Raw genomic sequence first — 16,471 nt, forward strand, 5'->3', positions numbered from 1 at the left:
TACATACAAATGAGAGGAGTTTTTGATGGCTTTTAAAATGACAAAAAATGGCAAAGTAGTCAAAACCTACTTTCGCGGAAAGCTTCCTAAATCAGTTATTGTTGCAGTTGAAAACAATCCCAAAGGGGATCAAGCGGTTCAAAAAGCGATCAATGTGATTAAAAATGCCAAGGTGGTGTGGAATTTTTAAGCCTAGAAAATTTGTAGGCTCCAAACTGCCGATCAGCTATTTTAGTCGAACGACGAGCGAACAAGAACGTCAATTCATCAAACAACTCTCATCTTCCTGCGAAAAAAGCTCTATTGTCGTTTATGCGCTTGAAAAAGATAATCTTCTTGCGGGACTTATCGGCTTATCTGCTTCGCGTGTTGACTCCATCTCTACCGTACAAATCGACTATCTTTTTGTCGCCTCAGAATATCGTCGAGTAACATTCGAGGAACTTTCAAACACCAAGATTTCGAGCTACCTCATCGATTTGGCAATCGTCTTATCCAAAAGAATCAGTAATGAAATCGGTATCCGATGGCTAGCACTCGTTCCCGATAATGAAAAACTTGAAATATTTTACACCAATGAGTTTGGATTCAAACCTCATAATGATAGAGATAAACAGCGGTATTTGTTTTTGAAGATATAAGCTTTTATTTTCCCGTTCGTGGTGAGCTCACGTGCCCTTCGAGTATGTCGAACCATGAAGTTAACCTTTTTCAATCTCTTCGATAGAATCCATCAAGCGATCAGCATTATTTTTGGACGATAGCAGATGCATCGTCTCTTTCATCGAAGCGTACTCTTCATACGAGATCAAAACCGCACTTTGGTTATCTTTGGTCGTGATGATATACTCTTCACAGTTGTTACAGACGCTATCAATCATACTTCGCAGGTTATTACGTGCCGCAGAATAAAACATAGCTTGCATCGCAAACTCCTCATTTTTGTCAAGATATTGGCAATTATAAAATTTTATTCCGTTACGCAAACTACCCCGTTTATAAAACAAGTTCCACACCTAATTAACCATAAATTTGCCCCGTATCTTTCTCTAACCCACCAACCTATTTAAACCAATACGGCGTTGCTTTTGCCCACGGGGTATTTTCATACCGCTCGTGTAACAAATCATATGCTTTTTTTGAATATTCACCATGCGAACAATTACTGTCTTTTTCAAGTAGCCAACAAAAATTACAGCCGTAACGTGTTGTTCTGACGGCGCGATACAGATTGCCTGCCCGCTCGTTTTGCTCCTCGGGAGTTGTAGCTATACCCGATTCCACTTCACGTTTGATTACCGCTTCACTCAAATATTTTGGCCCAGAGGGGATGTTTTCCAGTGCTTCGATCTCTTTTTTGTCTATCAATGCTATATAGGGATGGTTGTTCAGCAATTTTCGCTGATTATCGAGATAAGGTTCTAACTCTATTCTTTGGCTTTGATCTTCCGATCTATTTCTAGTGTTATAGGAGAGTATATTGTTGTCATTCGGAACAATCATCATGGCATTAAAAATTCGTTTTTTAAATATTTTATCATCGAATCGGCACCACCAATTGTTATCGTTGTGATTATATACATCGATTGCATCGAGTCTAATCCCTTTTTCCTCCCCTTTACGCTCTGGATCATCCGCGTACTCCAGATAGAGTGCCGGGCGAAATCGAGGCATTTTCAGAAGAAATTCGATGTATTTATCGCGATTATGACCGGCAACGCTCTCTAGTAACGGTTCACGAATCGAAGGGTTGAGCTTGGCGGCCAAAGCTGCGTATTTATCGATCTGATCGTTATCGTATTCGAGTAGTACTGCTCTTGTGAAGAGGGTACGGGATATCAGACCTCTGTACTCACGTTTGATACGATCGTCCGTTGCCATGGTATAGAGTAATTTAAACGGTAAAAGTTCGATCATTTCCCGCCATACTTTATCGTCATTATTATGCTCGTATAATCCATAACGATCATAATCGGTAAGTATCGCGACGCTGATCGCTTCATCGGGCGTTGTCGCTAATAGACTTCTCCACTGATCAAAATTATTAGGAAGCTTTTTTTGTATTCTGTCTAGCAATGAACGTGCTGAATCTGACTTGCCAGTATAAACGAGCCATTGCAGCGTTTGAACCAACGTCCGTTTAAAATCTTCCCTATAATAGCGGTATTTCATGGATTCAGAAAAAGAGAGCAAACCATTTTGATAATAATCCCAATGCCCGAAAATCAGTGAATCGGCTTTATCAATCTCATCTCGTCCCAAACGAATACGCACTGCATTACTCCACAGGTCAAAGAGCCATATTCGATATTCTGGGGTTTCATTTTTCCATGCACTATTCAAATAGGATTCAGCATCGGAGAGAATTTTAGAAGCCAAATCATCCTGTGGATGGACGCGTTGGATAGCAATTTGCAGCCATGCTCCGTCTTTGGTCTTTTTCCATTGTTCGAGTGCATGAATAACGATATTTCGATTTTGTTCCCAATAAGGGTTATTTTGTTGATGTAACGACCAAAGCCAGTCGGAATCGAAAACGTTATATGCCCATTTGGCCTGCATCCAGTCGATGAGAGGATTTTGAGGAGCCAGTGTTTTTACGGCGCGCATTCTAGGTCCCTCCGGTTCGTAGGAAGTCAACCACCAATCGACCGTTTTCACATCCGGTGCATAGAGTGCAAAATAAACATTAAATTGCTCCAATGCATCTTTTTGCTCGGCAAACGCTTTCTCCGGCTGTTCAATATTTTCGGTAGTGAGTCGGACAATCTTTTGAAGCCATTTTAAATGTTCCATTGCCAGTTCAGGGGTAAGCTCCAAATCAAAAGAGCGCATATTACTCATAATGACGAAGCGATAATTTTTGGCAATATCATGGATACTTTGCAAGGAAGGATCGGCGAGGATTTCACCGATTTTGTGATAAGCCTCTTCGGCACGGTTTTGATACGCAAGTGTTCGAACGACCATGTAAGCAGCCATCGGTTGCTGAGGTGAGTCGTTCAATTTTTCGACCTCTTTATAATTTTCTAACGCCGTTGGGTAATCTTTTCGATAAAAATTCCAGCTTCCGAGTTGATAGAGAAAATCCCCTGTTGCTCTTGGGGGGAGTTTTCCAACAGGTTGTACCGGTGTTAAATCGTCCTCTTCTCCCCCTTCGCACGCAGAAAAAACCCGGTTTTGATTAGCAGCCCATAATTTTAAATAGGGTGAATCTTTCCCTAGTTGTGATTGGATTTCCCGTAACGCTACCAATCCGCTCTTATAGTTACATTCACTCCACCGATTTGAATCCATTTGAGGGGAGAAACCGGGAATCTTTAAGCCCAAAAGCGCTTTTGACCAAACCAGCGAATCGCTCGGGGCTTCAGTATAGTATGTGTCTGCATAAAGCGCTTCGGACATCAAACTAGGACGAGTGATTTTTTTTTGATCCGTTGCAAATTGGTATTGCGCTTTATTTTCCAAATATTTAAGTCGAAGATTATAAGAATCATACAAACAATTTAAATCCTTACATTCATTCCGTTCTTTTAACCATACAAACTGTTTATCTTTGAGCTGATTTTTGTCTTTGGTATTTTTTATAGCTTCTTTAAATGCTTTGGATAGATTTTCATCTATAACAGATAATTTTTTATCTGAACAAATCATCTTCTCAACATTTGTTTTCGCTTTCGAACAATCAAAACTCGCTCCAAATAGTGTGACGGTTAGGAGAAGAATAAGAGTTAATAGTTTTTTCATTAGGCTTCCTTAGGTGGAATTGGTTTTAGTCATCACACATACATGATCCATTTTACATCTGTTAGTAATAGTTATATTAGATATTTTAACGTTTGTTATGCAACATATTATACTTTCCAATCTTTAAATTACTTTATTTCTTTCATAACCTTCTTTTGCATTCATAGTGAGCTAGTCGAACCATGAACTTACCCTTCGACATACCCGAAGGGCACGTGAGTTCAGGGCGAACGGGATTATTTAAATATTTATTGCTTTTTACATACAATTGATATACAATTATGAAATAGTATCTTTAGCAAGTGAGGGATCAAATGGTTTTTGATTGGAACGATGAAAAAAACACCCTCCTCAAAGAGAATCGAAATGTCTGTTTTGAAGATGTCGTTACCAGTATTCAAGAAGAGAAACTTCTCGACATCGTCAAAAATCCAAGCGCCAATCATCAGAGCCAATACTGTTTAATTGTCGAGATTATGAATTATGCCTATATCGTTCCGTTCGTAAAAGAGGGAGAAACTTTTTTTCTAAAAACGATCTACCCCAGCCGAAAACAGACCAAAAAATACATCAAGGAGTAACCGATGCGTACCAAAACAATCTATACCGATGAAGAATTAGCCATTGTTGAAGCGGTAGAAAACGGTGAGTATGTTCCTCTCCCGAAAGATGAGCTTGAGAGCCTCAAAAAATCGCTCAAAATCACTGCCGCCGAAACGATCAAACAGCGATCTAAACGCAAAGCGATCAGTATCCGTCTCTTCGAAGATGACATCACAAAACTCAAAGCGATGGCACTCAATGAGGGGATTCCGTATCAAACCTATATCACACATATCATCCATAAAATTACGACGGGACAGGTACGGGTGTCGTAAGTGATTTTGACCTAATTTCAGCCTCTTTTGGCTATAATCAATCCACTTTATAAGCAACAGGATTTGCCTTTATGATCGATGTAAAACTTCTCCAGAAAAATTTTGACGAAACCGCAACGGCGTTGATGCGCAAAAAAGTCTCAGCAGAGATAATCGCTGAACTAAAATCCGCCAATGAAACCCTCAAAACCGCTAAACTCGCCTATGAAACCTTGCAAGCGAAACAAAATGAACTCAGCCGTCTTTTCGGTCAGTACAAAAAAGAGGGAAAAAGCACCGACGAACTGAAAATCGAAGTCGATGCTAACAAAGCAACCTTAAATGATCTCCTTGATACGCAACGTATCGCCGAAGAAGCCCTCGATGCGATCATCATGCGCGTCCCGAATATCCCCGATGCGGACGTACCCGACGGTGAGGATGAAAACGATAATATCGAAATAAAAAAAGTTCTCGCTCCACCCTCTTTTACCTTTACCCCGAAAGAGCACTGGGAACTCGCCGAAGCCAACGGCTGGATCGATTTTGAGCGGGGGGTCAAACTCGCCAAAAGCCGTTTCAGCGTTGTCAGCGGCATGGGGGCGCGGCTGGAGCGGGCTTTGATCAATTTCATGCTCGATTTCAACCGCCAGCGCGGTTTTGAAGAGGTGAGCGTTCCGATGCTCGTCAACCGCCGTGCGCTGGAGGGGACAGGACAGCTTCCGAAATTTGAAGAGGATCTGTTCAAAGTCGAAGAGGAAGAGCTCTATCTCATCCCGACGGCGGAAGTACCGCTCACCAATCTCTACCAAGATGAAATCCTGAACGGTGCCGAGTTGCCGATCAAAATGACGGGATATACCTCATGTTTCCGCAAAGAAGCAGGTTCAGGCGGACGCGACGTACGCGGTATGATCCGTCAGCATCAGTTTCATAAAGTGGAACTGGTCAGCATCACCCGCGCCGACCAAAGCAATGCGGTGTTTGACGAGATGGTGGCGTGTGCCTCCGATCTCCTGAGCGCGCTGGGACTTCCCCACCGTCTCGTCACCCTCTGCACCGGCGATTTGGGATTCGGTGCGGCCCGCACGGTCGATCTGGAAGTGTGGCTTCCGGGGCAAAATGCCTACCGTGAGATCAGCTCGGTCTCCAATACCCGCGACTTCCAAGCACGCCGTGCAAAGATCCGTTACAAAGAAGAGGGGAAAAACATCCTCGCCCATACTCTAAACGGTTCAAGTTTGGCCGTCGGACGGACGATGGTCGCTATCATGGAAAATTTCCAGCAAGAAGACGGGTCGATCAAGATCCCCGATCCGTTGCAGAAATACTTATAACTTCTAAAGTAGCGAGATGGCGCAAGAGCAAGACGAGATAATCATTATCGAAGAGGCCGATGCCGCAGGTGTCGAACAAGCCGATTCACTACAGAGTGAACCGCTCCCTTCAAAACCCCCTCTTTGGAAAAATAAAAAAGTTCAAATCGGGGTCGGCGCACTCCTACTCCTCCTCACGACAGGGAGCGTTACCTTTGCTCTTTTTTCAGGTCATTCCGGTGAAAATGGGTCTCATGCCGAAAAAAAACCGATGAAATCCAAAATATCCCATAGCGATGATTCAATCATCGAACCCAGTGAGCTGGAAAAAATGATCCAATCGGCCAATGCCCTCTACGCCAATGGAAATCAGGCCGATGCACTGAAACTTTTTGAAAAAATCGCCCTTTTTTCCGAAGCCATTTCGCAATACAATTTGGGTGTAGTTCAGCTCCGGGAGGGGGATTACACCGGAGCCCTCGCCAATTTCAAGCGCTCCATTGCCAACAGTGAAAACCGCTGCGTCAGTGCGATTAATGCTGCCGTATGTTCGCTTCATCTGGGGGATGAAAAAAAGTTTAATTATTATATTGATATGGCAGCGGCCTATCTCCCCCAAGAGAGTGCATCTCCCCTCTATTCTTACTACTACGCTCTCATTAATTATTACAAAGGGAATTACCTCGAAGCCCTCAGCGCCCTCAATCACCCTACCAGCGAAGAGTATAAGGGGACCCAGAACAAGCTTAAAGCCGCAATCGATAGCCTGTTCGGCAATTATCAGGAGGCTATTGAGGCGCTGCAAAACCCTTACGAAGAAGATGATGCCTTTACCAGAGGGTTACTCTATGCCAACAGCGGCAATTTGGAACAAGCCCGTGTCCACCTGAATCAGGCCGTTATCCGCAATGCGAAACCGATTCAAGAACAGCTTGCACTTGCTTTCATTAACCTCAAATCCGGTTTTCAGGAAGATGCCGCATCGCGGATCAAGTCGGTCACCGATGCCTATCCCGATCAGGTCTATCTCCCTTATCCGTTGCATGTCTTTTTAAAACCGACCCTCTTTACCCCGGAGAACGGCCAGCAGTTTTTTCGGAGCATGAAAGGGGCAAATCAGGTAAATGTATATCAGACTATTTTTTACTTTTCCCCCTACAAAGCGTTCAACGCCGACCAAACCATCAGCTATATCCGCAAGGGAAATGCCAATATTTTTATCGATGACATCAGCGGTGCCAAAGAGTACCTCCAAAAAAGCAGCCGTGCTTCCGCTGTCGATTACGGTATAGCGCGTGCCGTCCAAAAAGCGATCAATCTGCGTCTGCGCGATGCGAATAAAGATCTTGAACTACTGTTGAAGAACAATCCAGAGCACTCCGTCCTTCACTACGATCTTGCCCTGACCTACGCACAGCTGGGGCAATATTCCGATGCATATGACCATTTTTTACGCTCCTATCATCTGGATGCGGGTAATTACCTCTCCGGAATATTCGCCCTTATGAACGCTGAACTGATTGCCAAACCCAATCCGAAGCTCGCATCGATTTTGAAAGAGAACCTCTCCAAAGAGCCCAATACCGAAGAGTTCAAACTCTATCGGGTCCTTGTCGATATTCTTCAGAATAACTACATGAATGCGCAGAAATGGAGTGACAACCGCTATAAAGAGCGTCCTCTCTACTCTGCGCTTGATTTTTTGATCGCTTCCGAACTCGATTTAAAGGACGAGGCGCAGCGTGCCGCACAACAGCTGATTCACCAGCAGCCCGGTACGTTATTACCCCACCTCATGTTCATTAATTCCCGGTTTAAAAACCAAAAGACCAAAGAGTTTGCGGCCTCGTCCATCAATTATCTCAAAAAACAGTCATTCACCTACAATGACCTCTATTTCGGTCCGCAGATTACCCGAGAAAAAACGATCTTGATGGCAATGATGACCGGACAGTTGGCACCGACGATTCAACGTCTGCAAACGAAGCTCCAAACAACCGCCGACAACAGTGCCGACATAACCGAAGCTCTGGCTCTGGCCCATTTTTACAACCAAAACTTTGAAGAGTCCTATACCCTTTACAACCAGCTGGTCGATGTATACAAGCTCAAAGATGAAAAAACCCTTTTTATGGGGGCATGCGCATCCATCGGCGCGGGGCATTATGAAAATGCGATTGCATTGCTGGAGCTCTCAAAAATTAAAAATACCAACTATGCGGAGAGCCGTTATGCCCTCGGACTCTTGTATCTTCAAGCTCAGAACAATCCCGGAGCGGTGGTACAATTTTCAAAAATGGGGAATAGCGGGTTTGTCTCACGCTATTTTGATTTTAGAATCGATACCGAGAAACTCGCTAACGAGCCCCAGAAATATCACCCTCTATAACCCGTCACCAGCCGCCGAAGTAGATAAAAAGATGCCCGCATGGGGCCGTATAACAAATATCCCGCCCCCAAGAGAGCCATCCCCTCAATCGGATAAATAAAGACGCTCAATGCAATAACGATCACACTGATCAAAAAGCGGATAAAATTAAATACCTTGAAATTTATTTTTTTAAAACTCGGATAGCGAATATTGCTCACCATCAACAAGGCTAATACAACCGCCAATGGAAGCATCAAAACCTTATAGGCATACAATAGAGGATAACGTTCCATGACTAAAATGGCAAGAGAGACCATAATCGCTGCCGTTGGAATCGGCAAGCCGATAAATACACTCGGTTCGATCCGTGAGGTCGTTACATTAAAACGGGCAAGTCGAACCGCTCCGAAAATGATAAAAAGGGCACTCACAACGATTCCGATCCTCCCATACATTTCACCTACGTATAAATAAAGCAAAAGGGCCGGGGCAACGCCGAAAGCGACTATATCGGCAAGCGAATCGAACTCTACACCGAAATGACTTGCCGTATTGGTAAGACGGGCAACACGGCCGTCCAAACCGTCAAAAATAAGAGCCAGAAATATAAACCATGCAGCCGATACGAAATCGTGCTGCAATGCCAGTGAAATCGCATAAAATCCGGTAAAAATGGAAGCAGCGGTAAAAAAGTTGGGGAGGAGATAGGCGATGGGAGGAGGTGGATCTTTTCGCATCGTTTTCCTTTAGCATTTTAAGATTTCTAATGATAACTGACCTTACGCACCTTGTCTAAACAAGTGCGAAAAGGTTAGTAATCTCCCGCATCCGAAAGATGCGGGTAGCTTTAGGGGGTTGTAGGGACTTTAGTCCCTGCCACTTTACGGCTTTGCCCGAAAAGTGCATAACATCAGATGATAAGATATTCTGCTTCACAGAAGCAAGCTTTAGTGCCATAGCGGCTAGCGTAGCGAAAGGGATTTTATTCCTTTCGCGTTCTATTAATTAGGCAGCTAAATAACCGATCAGACTTTCGCCTGCTCTGACGGTCGCACCGACATTGACCGAAACGACCGACCCTTCCGGAAGGTAGAGTGCACTTCGCCCTTTGGCCATAAATCCATAACGCATCCCCTCTTTAAGCATCTGCCCTTTTTCGAGTTCAATACCGATCGGAAAACAATTTTGCTCACTCATATGTTCGATAAACAGTTCATCCCCATTCGCGGAACGAAACGAAATTACCGCTTTTTCATTCAATGCATCGGATAACGGATTGTACAACGGCAAAGAGACGCCGTGGCGTGTTTTGAACCCCTCTACGGTAGCATCGAACGGAGAGCGGAGCATCGAGACGTCCCATAGCGAGTTAAGGACCGTCACCTTGGTCATTTTTTTATCTTCGACCACGGCCTCTTCGATCGAAAGGATGACCCCGTCAATACTGCTGATAATGGCCCCCGCTTCCGTTTTAAGGGTGTTTCGCTCAGGGTTGCGAAAGATGGCCAAAACGGCCAGTAATGCAGCTCCGCTGATAAACTGAAAAAGATGAAGCCCCGTCGAGGTAAAAAATAAAAAAAGGGCAGCAATCACGGTTGCCAGAAGCCAACCCCTTTTGGAGAGGATAAAAGTATCATTTTGAATTGTCATGACCTACGCTCCTTCTAAGCTGTTACGGTTATTCTGAAATCGTTGCTTCCGGTTTAGGCGAACCAAGGACTTTCCGAGGTTCGAGTTTGGTTTCAATCCCATTCTCTTTTTCGTAGGCTTCAATAATTTCGCGGACCTGATCTCCTGAAATATTCTCTTTGGCATACAATAGCTCAACAATTTTTTCAATGGCGTCACGGTACTCTTCAAGACGCTCTTTGACCGCAGCATAACGGTCGTTGAGAGAGCTCTTGATAAACTGATCCATCTCTTCGGACATTCGCTCGCTATACTCTTTCGCCTGCGACATTCCCCCTCCGAGGAAACTGCTGCGCTGACGCTCCAGTACCATTAATCCGGCAACATCGCTCATACCGTACATCTGCACCATAGCCTTGAGGATATCGGTAGTCCGCTCCAAATCATTGGCCGCACCGGTAGAAATTTCACCGATAAAAACCTCTTCCGCCGCACGACCGCCAAGCAATACGTCGATTTCGGCGATCAGTTCATGACGCTGCATCAGATATTTGTTCTCTTCAGGGGTGTTGAGGGTATACCCGAGTGCCGCCAATCCGCGTGGAACGATGGAAACCTTGGAAACTTTTTTCGCCCCCTTGGTGGTCTCTGCGAGAAGGGCATGCCCGCTCTCGTGATAGGCGACAATCTTTTTCTCTTTTTCATCAATACGGCGGCTCTTTTTCGATAGCCCCGCTATAGCCCGCTCAACCGCTTCACGCAAATCGGCCTGACGAACCGTCTTTTGGCTTTTTCGCCCGGCGAGTAATGCCGCTTCATTGATAATATTGGCCAAATCGGCACCGGCTAAACCGGCAGTCAAACGGGCAATCTCATCAATATCGATATCCGCATCGGTTTTCACCCCTTTGACGTGAACATTCAAAATGTCAATACGCCCCTGAAAATCGGGTTTGTCCACCAGCACCTGACGATCGAATCGTCCCGGACGCAATAAAGCCGGATCCAGAATCTCCGGCCGGTTGGTTGCCGCGAGGATAATAATCGGAGTATCGGTACCGAAACCGTCCATCTCGGCAAGGAGCTGATTGAGCGTCTGTTCACGTTCATCGTTCCCCCCCATCACTCCGCCTGCCGCGCGGCTTTTACCGATGGCATCAATCTCATCGATAAAAATAATCGACGGAGCATCTTTTTTTGCCTGTTCGAACAAATCGCGTACCCGTGCGGCACCGACCCCGACAAACATCTCGATAAAACTGGAACCCGATACGGAGAAAAACGGAACTTCCGCCTCTCCGGCTACCGCTTTGGCCAGCAACGTTTTACCGGTACCCGGGCTTCCGACAAGAAGGACCCCTTTGGGGATTTTGGCTCCGAGTTCGACGTAACGGTCCGGATAACGCAAAAAATCGACGATTTCCAGAACTTCTTCTTTTGCCTCTTGAACACCGGCGACGTCATCAAACTTTGTTTTCGGCTTTTCGGAATTGACCAGTTTTTTGGAGTTTCCCATCCCCAAAATTCCGCCACCCATACTTTTTTGCATCCGTCCGGCAAAAAACATCCAGATTGCGATAATAATGAGAAAAGGGAAAAGCCAACCGAACATCTCGGTAAACCAATTGGTCTCGCTAAAACCGTTATAGTTGATTTTTTGCTTGTCCAACAACGGGATCAGGGTAGAATCGGGGCCAACGATACGGGTAGTGTACGCCACTTTCCCGGTACCGTCGTTCCCGATAGCACGGATCATGGTTTGCCCGATCGAAACTTTTTCAACCTCTTTGTTTTCAATCAGCCGTTTGAGATCGGCATAGGTGATCTCTTGGACGCGGGTCACATTTTGCCCGTTTATCTTACCGGCAAGGTCGCTTTCGTCGCCGACAAACGCTTTAAACAAGACGATCATCGCAACGGAGAAAATTGCAAAGGTGATTAAAGGATTTTTGTTAAAAAAATTTCCGTTTTTATCCGGCTTATTCGACTCGGGTTGACTCATATTATATCTTTCCTTTTTCGGTTAAAACCAAACTTACCCACTCATTTTCGACAATACGTTCCGTCAGTTCAAACGTTCGATACGCACGAAGCACTTTTTCTTCGTATTTGTCCATAATACCGGAGAGGATTAAAACACCCCCCTCTTTCAGCCGTTTTTTAAGGTCAGAGGCGATAAATACCAGAACATCGGCGACAATATTGGCCACGATCACGTCGTATTTCTCTTCGCTCTCCTGTATCGGCCCTTCCCATAAACGGCGATAAGCGAGGGAGTTTTGTTCGGCATTGGTGCGGGCATTCTCTACCGAGATGGGATCGGTGTCACAGGCATCGACAATAGCCCCTTTTTTCATCGCTGCGAGTGCCAGAATACCGCTTCCGCAACCGACATCCATAACCTCATCCCCGGCATGAACGGACGATGCAATCGCACGTAGGCACGAAGCTGTCGTAGGATGGTGCCCTGTCCCAAAGGCTAATGCAGGGTCAATGGCGATATTCAACAACCCTGATTTAGGCTCTTCCCACGTCGGGTGTATGTAAAATGGCCCTATTTCAATCGGAGTAATGGCTTGCTGATACTGGGCGATCCAATCGTCATTTTTCTCTTTGGTGAGGATCAGCTCAACATCAACCACTTCACCCAACGCACGCTGAAGTGCTTCACTGAATTGTTCGATTCCCCAACTGATCGTTTCGAGATCTTCTTCACTCCGGATAATAAATCCTTCGTCCGTCTCTTCAAATCCGACCGGGATGGCATCCACTAAAAAATCACTAAAAAGCTCATGATGCGAAGATGGTTTAACCACCAACATGTAATAATAATCTTGCATCAGCCCTCAGTGCCCAATACGGCGGCCAATTTCTCTTTGAGCACCTGCGGGGTAAAAGGTTTGACGATATAGTTATTGACACCGGCTTTAAGGGCGGTAATAACCTCGGTTTTTCCCCCCTCGGTCGTTACCATAATGATCGGAAGGTCAGAAAAACGGGCATCGGCACGAACTTTCTTCACCAATTCCAACCCGTTCATCTCCGGCATATTCCAGTCGGTAATCAACATCCCGATGCCAGGGTTTTCATTCAGTACTGTCCAACCCTGGACTCCGTCTTCACCCTCTAAAACATTTTCGTATCCAAGTCGTGAAAGTGTATTTTTGATAATACGGCGCATTGTCGAGCTATCATCTACAACCAATAATTTCAAAGTGCGTCCTTTTTTGGTTTATACAGAATAAGTGGTCAATAATAACCTAATCTTCTTTGAGTCAAGTTTAAAAAAACTTTTTGAGGTCAATTGTCCCCTCATAAAAGGCTTTTCCAACGATCACACCGGCTACTTCAGAATGTTTCAGCAACGCTTCGATATCGCGCTCATCTTTAACTCCTCCGCTGGCAATGGTCGGTATACCGCATGAACGGGCAATCTCAAGGGTAAAATCGACATTTACACCCGAAAGTGTACCGTCACGCCCTACATCGGTACAAATAATCGCTTCGACCCCCGCATCGGCGAATAAACGGGCCAGATCGGTTGCCTTCATCGTACTCACTTCCCCCCATCCTTCAACCGCAACGTATCCGTCAATCGCATCGATGCCGACGGCGATCGGATATTTGGCCGCCATCGTTTTGACGAATTCAGGATCACGAAGGGCAATCGAACCTAGAATAATCCGGTCAATCCCCAGCTCCAGATAGCGTTGAATGGTTGCTTCGTCCCGAATACCGCCGCCAAGCTCCAGCTTGACCGTGCAGTTTTCACGGATGGCACGGATTTGTTCAAGATTTTTCGGTTCACCGGCAAACGCTCCGTTAAGATCAACCAGATGGACCCATTCAGCCCCCATCTCTTCAAATGTCTTGACCAGTTCCCACGGAGTCTCCGAATAGATTTTGGCACTCTCCATAGCACCCTTGGTGAGACGGACAGCTTTGCCGTCTTTCAGGTCAATTGCGGGAAAAATAGTCATATATACACCTTTTTTAGATATTTAAAATCTCCCACATTGATGTGGGTAGCTTTAGGGGATTTAACATCAAAGATTAATAAAATTTTTGAGTATCGTCAGGCCGTTTTTATGGCTTTTCTCCGGATGCGGCTGTATCCCCATCACATTTTCGTGGGCAACGGCACTCGTAAAGCGATAGCCATAATGGGACTCTCCGATCGTGTCCGAAGGGGTTTCACATAAAGCATGATACGAATGGACGAAATAGAGATAATGGGCTTCGTCCAGACCTTCAAACAAAGGGTGCTGCGCCGTAAACATCCGGTTCCATCCCATGTGGGGCACTTTAAGAGGGGTATGAAAACGGCTGCTGTCAAATGCGACAACCCTTCCCTCAATCAAACCAAGCCCTTTGGTAAGACCGAACTCTTCACTCGAATCAAACAGCAGCTGCATCCCCAAGCAGATCCCCAGCAGATAGCGGCCACTCGAAGCATATTCCCGAACCGCTTGATCCATTCCTCGCTCTTGCAAATGTTCCATCGCATCTGCGAACGCACCGACGCCAGGCAAAATAATGCGCTCATACGTTTGAAGCTTATCGGGATCCGATTCAATCACCGCCTCTTCACCCAGTAAATGAAACGCGTTCATAACACTGGCAAGATTTCCCATCTTATAATCAACGATTCCGATCACTCTTTCTCCTTTATCTGGGTAAACCGGATATACACTGCCAAGCCTATAAGGAGCATCGCCACTCCTCCGATAATGTAGATGGCGTTGATAATCAAGGCCGGTTCTGTCATAGCAAATTTAAAGACCAACATCAGTGCTTCGATGGAGAGGGCTATAATAATAGAGCCCAAAAAACGGACCATCGTTTTGTGCATATCGGATGCGGGGTCATGCTTGCTTTTTCCGATTACTTCCTCTTCAAAGAGCGTTTTCACCAAATCGAATGTGGCCAAAGAAAGGGTTAAAAGAATCGTTGCTTCAAATATATCTTTTATATCAATTTTATCGTACTGCCCGAAACCGTATGCCAAAAAGCTTTCAATACCTTTAACAAACAGCAACAGAGCCACAAACGCCAAAGCAATCGAAAAGACGGCATACGCTCCTCTAAAGAAACGGCCGGCGAACGATTCCAAAGCCAAAGGGTGAGCGATTTTAAGCACTTCATCCAACGGCATATCGAGACAAGCGACATAAACGATCTCTCCATGCTCGTCAAAAATCGGCTGGGAAGCGGTAACCGTTAAGTTATCGGTCAGCAGTGAAGGGTATGGATCGGTGATGGTACAGCGCCGCTCGTGCATCGCACGGTAATAATAGGCTCGGGTAGAACGTCTCGCCCCGTCATCCTCATCTTTTTTCCCCTCTTTGAGATACGTTGGGCCAATCTGATTTCCTTTGGCGTCCAACAAATAAACGGCCTCAAGCCCCTGCAGATCACCCCGGATTTTAAGCATTCGGGCCGTAATCGTCTCTACCGAAACGGAAGGGAGATGGTTCGGTAGATTTTTATGAAAAAGATAGCAAAAATAGGCCCTTGCTTTGGGGCGGATTTCAGAATACTGCTGGATATCTTGCGCGACCATATCTAACCCCTTTTACCCTTTATAATGGGGAAATTATAGCTTGGTTACGCTATAGTTACGCTTATGAAAAGTCCGAATTTACGTATCGCTATCGTCCGCCTCAGCGCATTGGGCGACATTATCAATACCGCTCTCATTTTACAAATCATTGCCCATTATTATCCCGACAGTCAGATTGACTGGTTCGTCGAAGAGGCATTTGCACCCCTATTGCAAAACCATCCCCTCATCCATAACGTCATCCCTATCCCCCTCAAACGGATTAAAAAGACCAAGAGTCCCGCGCTCTTCCTCCAAACGCGCAAAGCACTTCGTGCTCTTCCCCCCTACGACCATATCATTGATGCGCAAGGATTGCTCAAATCGGCAATTGTTACCTCTTTTTTAAAAGGAAAAGTACACGGATTCGACCGGAAAAGTGCCCGAGAGGGGATCGCATCATGGTTTTATGACACCGTGTCGTCAATCCCGTACGAAATGAACGTCATCCGACGCAATATTTTGGTCATCACCGAAGCGCTCGGCATCCCTTTCGATGAAAAAACCATCCAAAATAAAGAGGCCGTTTTTCCTCTGCAAGAGCGGCCGCAAATTTTGGACACTGATGTCAAAAACATCGCGTGCGTTATCGGAGCCTCCTGGCCGTCGAAATGTTATCCGAAAGAGCACTTTGCCGCACTGTGTCAAATACTCCCCTATCCTTGCTATCTGATCTGGGGAAGTGATCAAGAACTTCATGATGCCCAATGGATTTCCGAACGCGCCTCCAATGCAATCGTCGCCCCCAAATTTTCTCTGTTCGAACTGGTCACCTTTATCGCCCATTGCGATCTTACCGTCGGCAACGATACCGGCCCCACCCATATCGCGTGGGCAATGAACAAACCTTCCATTACCCTTTTCGGTCCGACCACGGAGCGAATGATCTATCCGACGCCCGTCAATATCGGAATCAAATCCCCTTCGCACGTTGATATCTTCCATATCA

At 45.6% G+C, this 16,471-nt stretch carries 17 protein-coding genes; 7 read left to right on the top strand and 10 right to left on the bottom strand.

The window, feature by feature from the left end:
• Nucleotides 1–25: 25 nt before the first annotated feature.
• The gene (locus M0P91_RS09840; protein WP_295066715.1) at nucleotides 26–190 is read left to right on the top strand and encodes a hypothetical protein; all 165 of its coding nucleotides are present in this window, start codon (nucleotides 26–28) and stop codon (nucleotides 188–190) included.
• On the top strand, nucleotides 165–641 hold the full coding sequence (locus tag M0P91_RS09845) for a hypothetical protein (protein ID WP_295066717.1): 477 nt from the start codon (nucleotides 165–167) through the stop codon (nucleotides 639–641). Before M0P91_RS09840 ends, M0P91_RS09845 begins: the two co-directional genes overlap by 26 nt.
• 60 nt (nucleotides 642–701) lie before the next feature.
• On the opposite strand, the gene M0P91_RS09850 is transcribed toward M0P91_RS09845, so the two are convergent.
• Together M0P91_RS09850 and M0P91_RS09855 are read right to left on the bottom strand one after the other, a co-directional pair.
• Nucleotides 702–926, bottom strand: coding sequence for a type II toxin-antitoxin system Phd/YefM family antitoxin (locus tag M0P91_RS09850; protein ID WP_295066718.1), 225 nt, complete (start codon nucleotides 924–926; stop codon nucleotides 702–704).
• A gap of 136 nt (nucleotides 927–1,062) precedes the next feature.
• Nucleotides 1,063–3,747, bottom strand: a complete 2,685-nt coding sequence (locus tag M0P91_RS09855; protein WP_295066720.1) for a hypothetical protein — start codon at nucleotides 3,745–3,747, stop codon at nucleotides 1,063–1,065.
• 314 nt (nucleotides 3,748–4,061) lie between these two features.
• On the opposite strand from M0P91_RS09855, the gene M0P91_RS09860 reads away from it, so the two are divergent.
• From M0P91_RS09860 to M0P91_RS09875, 4 genes are all read left to right on the top strand, one after another.
• Nucleotides 4,062–4,328, top strand: coding sequence for a toxin (locus tag M0P91_RS09860; RefSeq protein WP_295066722.1), 267 nt, complete (start codon nucleotides 4,062–4,064; stop codon nucleotides 4,326–4,328).
• A gap of 3 nt (nucleotides 4,329–4,331) precedes the next feature.
• On the top strand, nucleotides 4,332–4,625 hold the full coding sequence (locus tag M0P91_RS09865; RefSeq protein WP_295066723.1) for a hypothetical protein: 294 nt from the start codon (nucleotides 4,332–4,334) through the stop codon (nucleotides 4,623–4,625).
• Nucleotides 4,626–4,696: 71 nt separating this feature from the next.
• Nucleotides 4,697–5,941: a serine--tRNA ligase gene (gene serS / locus M0P91_RS09870; protein WP_295066725.1), complete on the top strand. Its 1,245-nt coding sequence runs from the start codon at nucleotides 4,697–4,699 to the stop codon at nucleotides 5,939–5,941.
• Nucleotides 5,942–5,957: 16 nt separating this feature from the next.
• The gene (locus tag M0P91_RS09875; RefSeq protein WP_295066727.1) at nucleotides 5,958–8,309 is read left to right on the top strand and encodes a tetratricopeptide repeat protein; all 2,352 of its coding nucleotides are present in this window, start codon (nucleotides 5,958–5,960) and stop codon (nucleotides 8,307–8,309) included.
• Here the strand turns inward: M0P91_RS09875 and pssA are convergent.
• The 8 genes from pssA to M0P91_RS09915 form a co-directional block, all read right to left on the bottom strand.
• Nucleotides 8,297–9,028: a CDP-diacylglycerol--serine O-phosphatidyltransferase gene (gene pssA, locus M0P91_RS09880; protein WP_295066729.1), complete on the bottom strand. Its 732-nt coding sequence runs from the start codon at nucleotides 9,026–9,028 to the stop codon at nucleotides 8,297–8,299. The two genes, M0P91_RS09875 and pssA, sit on opposite strands and share 13 nt — an antisense overlap.
• A 268-nt stretch (nucleotides 9,029–9,296) precedes the next feature.
• Nucleotides 9,297–9,941, bottom strand: coding sequence for a phosphatidylserine decarboxylase (locus tag M0P91_RS09885; protein ID WP_295066731.1), 645 nt, complete (start codon nucleotides 9,939–9,941; stop codon nucleotides 9,297–9,299).
• A gap of 28 nt (nucleotides 9,942–9,969) precedes the next feature.
• A complete protein-coding gene (ftsH, locus tag M0P91_RS09890; protein WP_295066733.1) occupies nucleotides 9,970–11,922 on the bottom strand; it encodes an ATP-dependent zinc metalloprotease FtsH in 1,953 nt (650 codons plus the stop codon).
• A gap of 1 nt (nucleotide 11,923) precedes the next feature.
• Complete coding sequence (locus M0P91_RS09895; RefSeq protein ID WP_295066735.1) at nucleotides 11,924–12,742, bottom strand: 50S ribosomal protein L11 methyltransferase; 819 nt, start codon at nucleotides 12,740–12,742, stop codon at nucleotides 11,924–11,926.
• Between the two features lie 17 nt (nucleotides 12,743–12,759).
• A complete protein-coding gene (locus M0P91_RS09900; RefSeq protein WP_295066736.1) occupies nucleotides 12,760–13,134 on the bottom strand; it encodes a chemotaxis response regulator CheY in 375 nt (124 codons plus the stop codon).
• Nucleotides 13,135–13,201: 67 nt separating this feature from the next.
• Nucleotides 13,202–13,900 (bottom strand): 1-(5-phosphoribosyl)-5-[(5-phosphoribosylamino)methylideneamino]imidazole-4-carboxamide isomerase, encoded by a 699-nt coding sequence (hisA, locus tag M0P91_RS09905; protein ID WP_295066738.1) that lies wholly within the window; start codon nucleotides 13,898–13,900, stop codon nucleotides 13,202–13,204.
• Nucleotides 13,901–13,966: 66 nt separating this feature from the next.
• Nucleotides 13,967–14,578 carry an imidazole glycerol phosphate synthase subunit HisH gene (hisH, locus tag M0P91_RS09910; protein WP_295066740.1) on the bottom strand — a complete coding sequence of 204 codons (612 nt, stop codon included), beginning with the start codon at nucleotides 14,576–14,578 and terminating at the stop codon, nucleotides 13,967–13,969.
• Complete coding sequence (locus M0P91_RS09915) at nucleotides 14,575–15,483, bottom strand: PDC sensor domain-containing protein (protein ID WP_295066741.1); 909 nt, start codon at nucleotides 15,481–15,483, stop codon at nucleotides 14,575–14,577. Before M0P91_RS09915 ends, hisH begins: the two co-directional genes overlap by 4 nt.
• A 63-nt stretch (nucleotides 15,484–15,546) precedes the next feature.
• Here M0P91_RS09915 and waaC point away from each other — a divergent pair.
• The coding region (gene waaC / locus M0P91_RS09920; RefSeq protein WP_295066743.1) for a lipopolysaccharide heptosyltransferase I at nucleotides 15,547–16,471 on the top strand (925 nt) is incomplete at its 3' end.

The sequence above is a fragment of the Sulfuricurvum sp. genome, from assembly GCF_023229695.1.
GTDB lineage: Bacteria > Campylobacterota > Campylobacteria > Campylobacterales > Sulfurimonadaceae > Sulfuricurvum.

Bases quoted from the DNA above. Each gene is read 5' to 3' on its own strand.
- M0P91_RS09840 (WP_295066715.1), top strand. From the start codon at position 26: ATGGCTTTTAAAATGACAAAAAATGGCAAAGTAGTCAAAACCTACTTT.
- M0P91_RS09845 (WP_295066717.1), top strand. From the start codon at position 165: ATGCCAAGGTGGTGTGGAATTTTTAAGCCTAGAAAATTTGTAGGCTCC.
- M0P91_RS09850 (WP_295066718.1), bottom strand. From the start codon at position 926: ATGCAAGCTATGTTTTATTCTGCGGCACGTAATAACCTGCGAAGTATG.
- M0P91_RS09855 (WP_295066720.1), bottom strand. From the start codon at position 3,747: ATGAAAAAACTATTAACTCTTATTCTTCTCCTAACCGTCACACTATTT.
- M0P91_RS09860 (WP_295066722.1), top strand. From the start codon at position 4,062: ATGGTTTTTGATTGGAACGATGAAAAAAACACCCTCCTCAAAGAGAAT.
- M0P91_RS09865 (WP_295066723.1), top strand. From the start codon at position 4,332: ATGCGTACCAAAACAATCTATACCGATGAAGAATTAGCCATTGTTGAA.
- serS (WP_295066725.1), top strand. From the start codon at position 4,697: ATGATCGATGTAAAACTTCTCCAGAAAAATTTTGACGAAACCGCAACG.
- M0P91_RS09875 (WP_295066727.1), top strand. From the start codon at position 5,958: ATGGCGCAAGAGCAAGACGAGATAATCATTATCGAAGAGGCCGATGCC.
- pssA (WP_295066729.1), bottom strand. From the start codon at position 9,028: ATGCGAAAAGATCCACCTCCTCCCATCGCCTATCTCCTCCCCAACTTT.
- M0P91_RS09885 (WP_295066731.1), bottom strand. From the start codon at position 9,941: ATGACAATTCAAAATGATACTTTTATCCTCTCCAAAAGGGGTTGGCTT.
- ftsH (WP_295066733.1), bottom strand. From the start codon at position 11,922: ATGAGTCAACCCGAGTCGAATAAGCCGGATAAAAACGGAAATTTTTTT.
- M0P91_RS09895 (WP_295066735.1), bottom strand. From the start codon at position 12,742: ATGTTGGTGGTTAAACCATCTTCGCATCATGAGCTTTTTAGTGATTTT.
- hisA (WP_295066738.1), bottom strand. From the start codon at position 13,900: ATGACTATTTTTCCCGCAATTGACCTGAAAGACGGCAAAGCTGTCCGT.
- M0P91_RS09915 (WP_295066741.1), bottom strand. From the start codon at position 15,483: ATGGTCGCGCAAGATATCCAGCAGTATTCTGAAATCCGCCCCAAAGCA.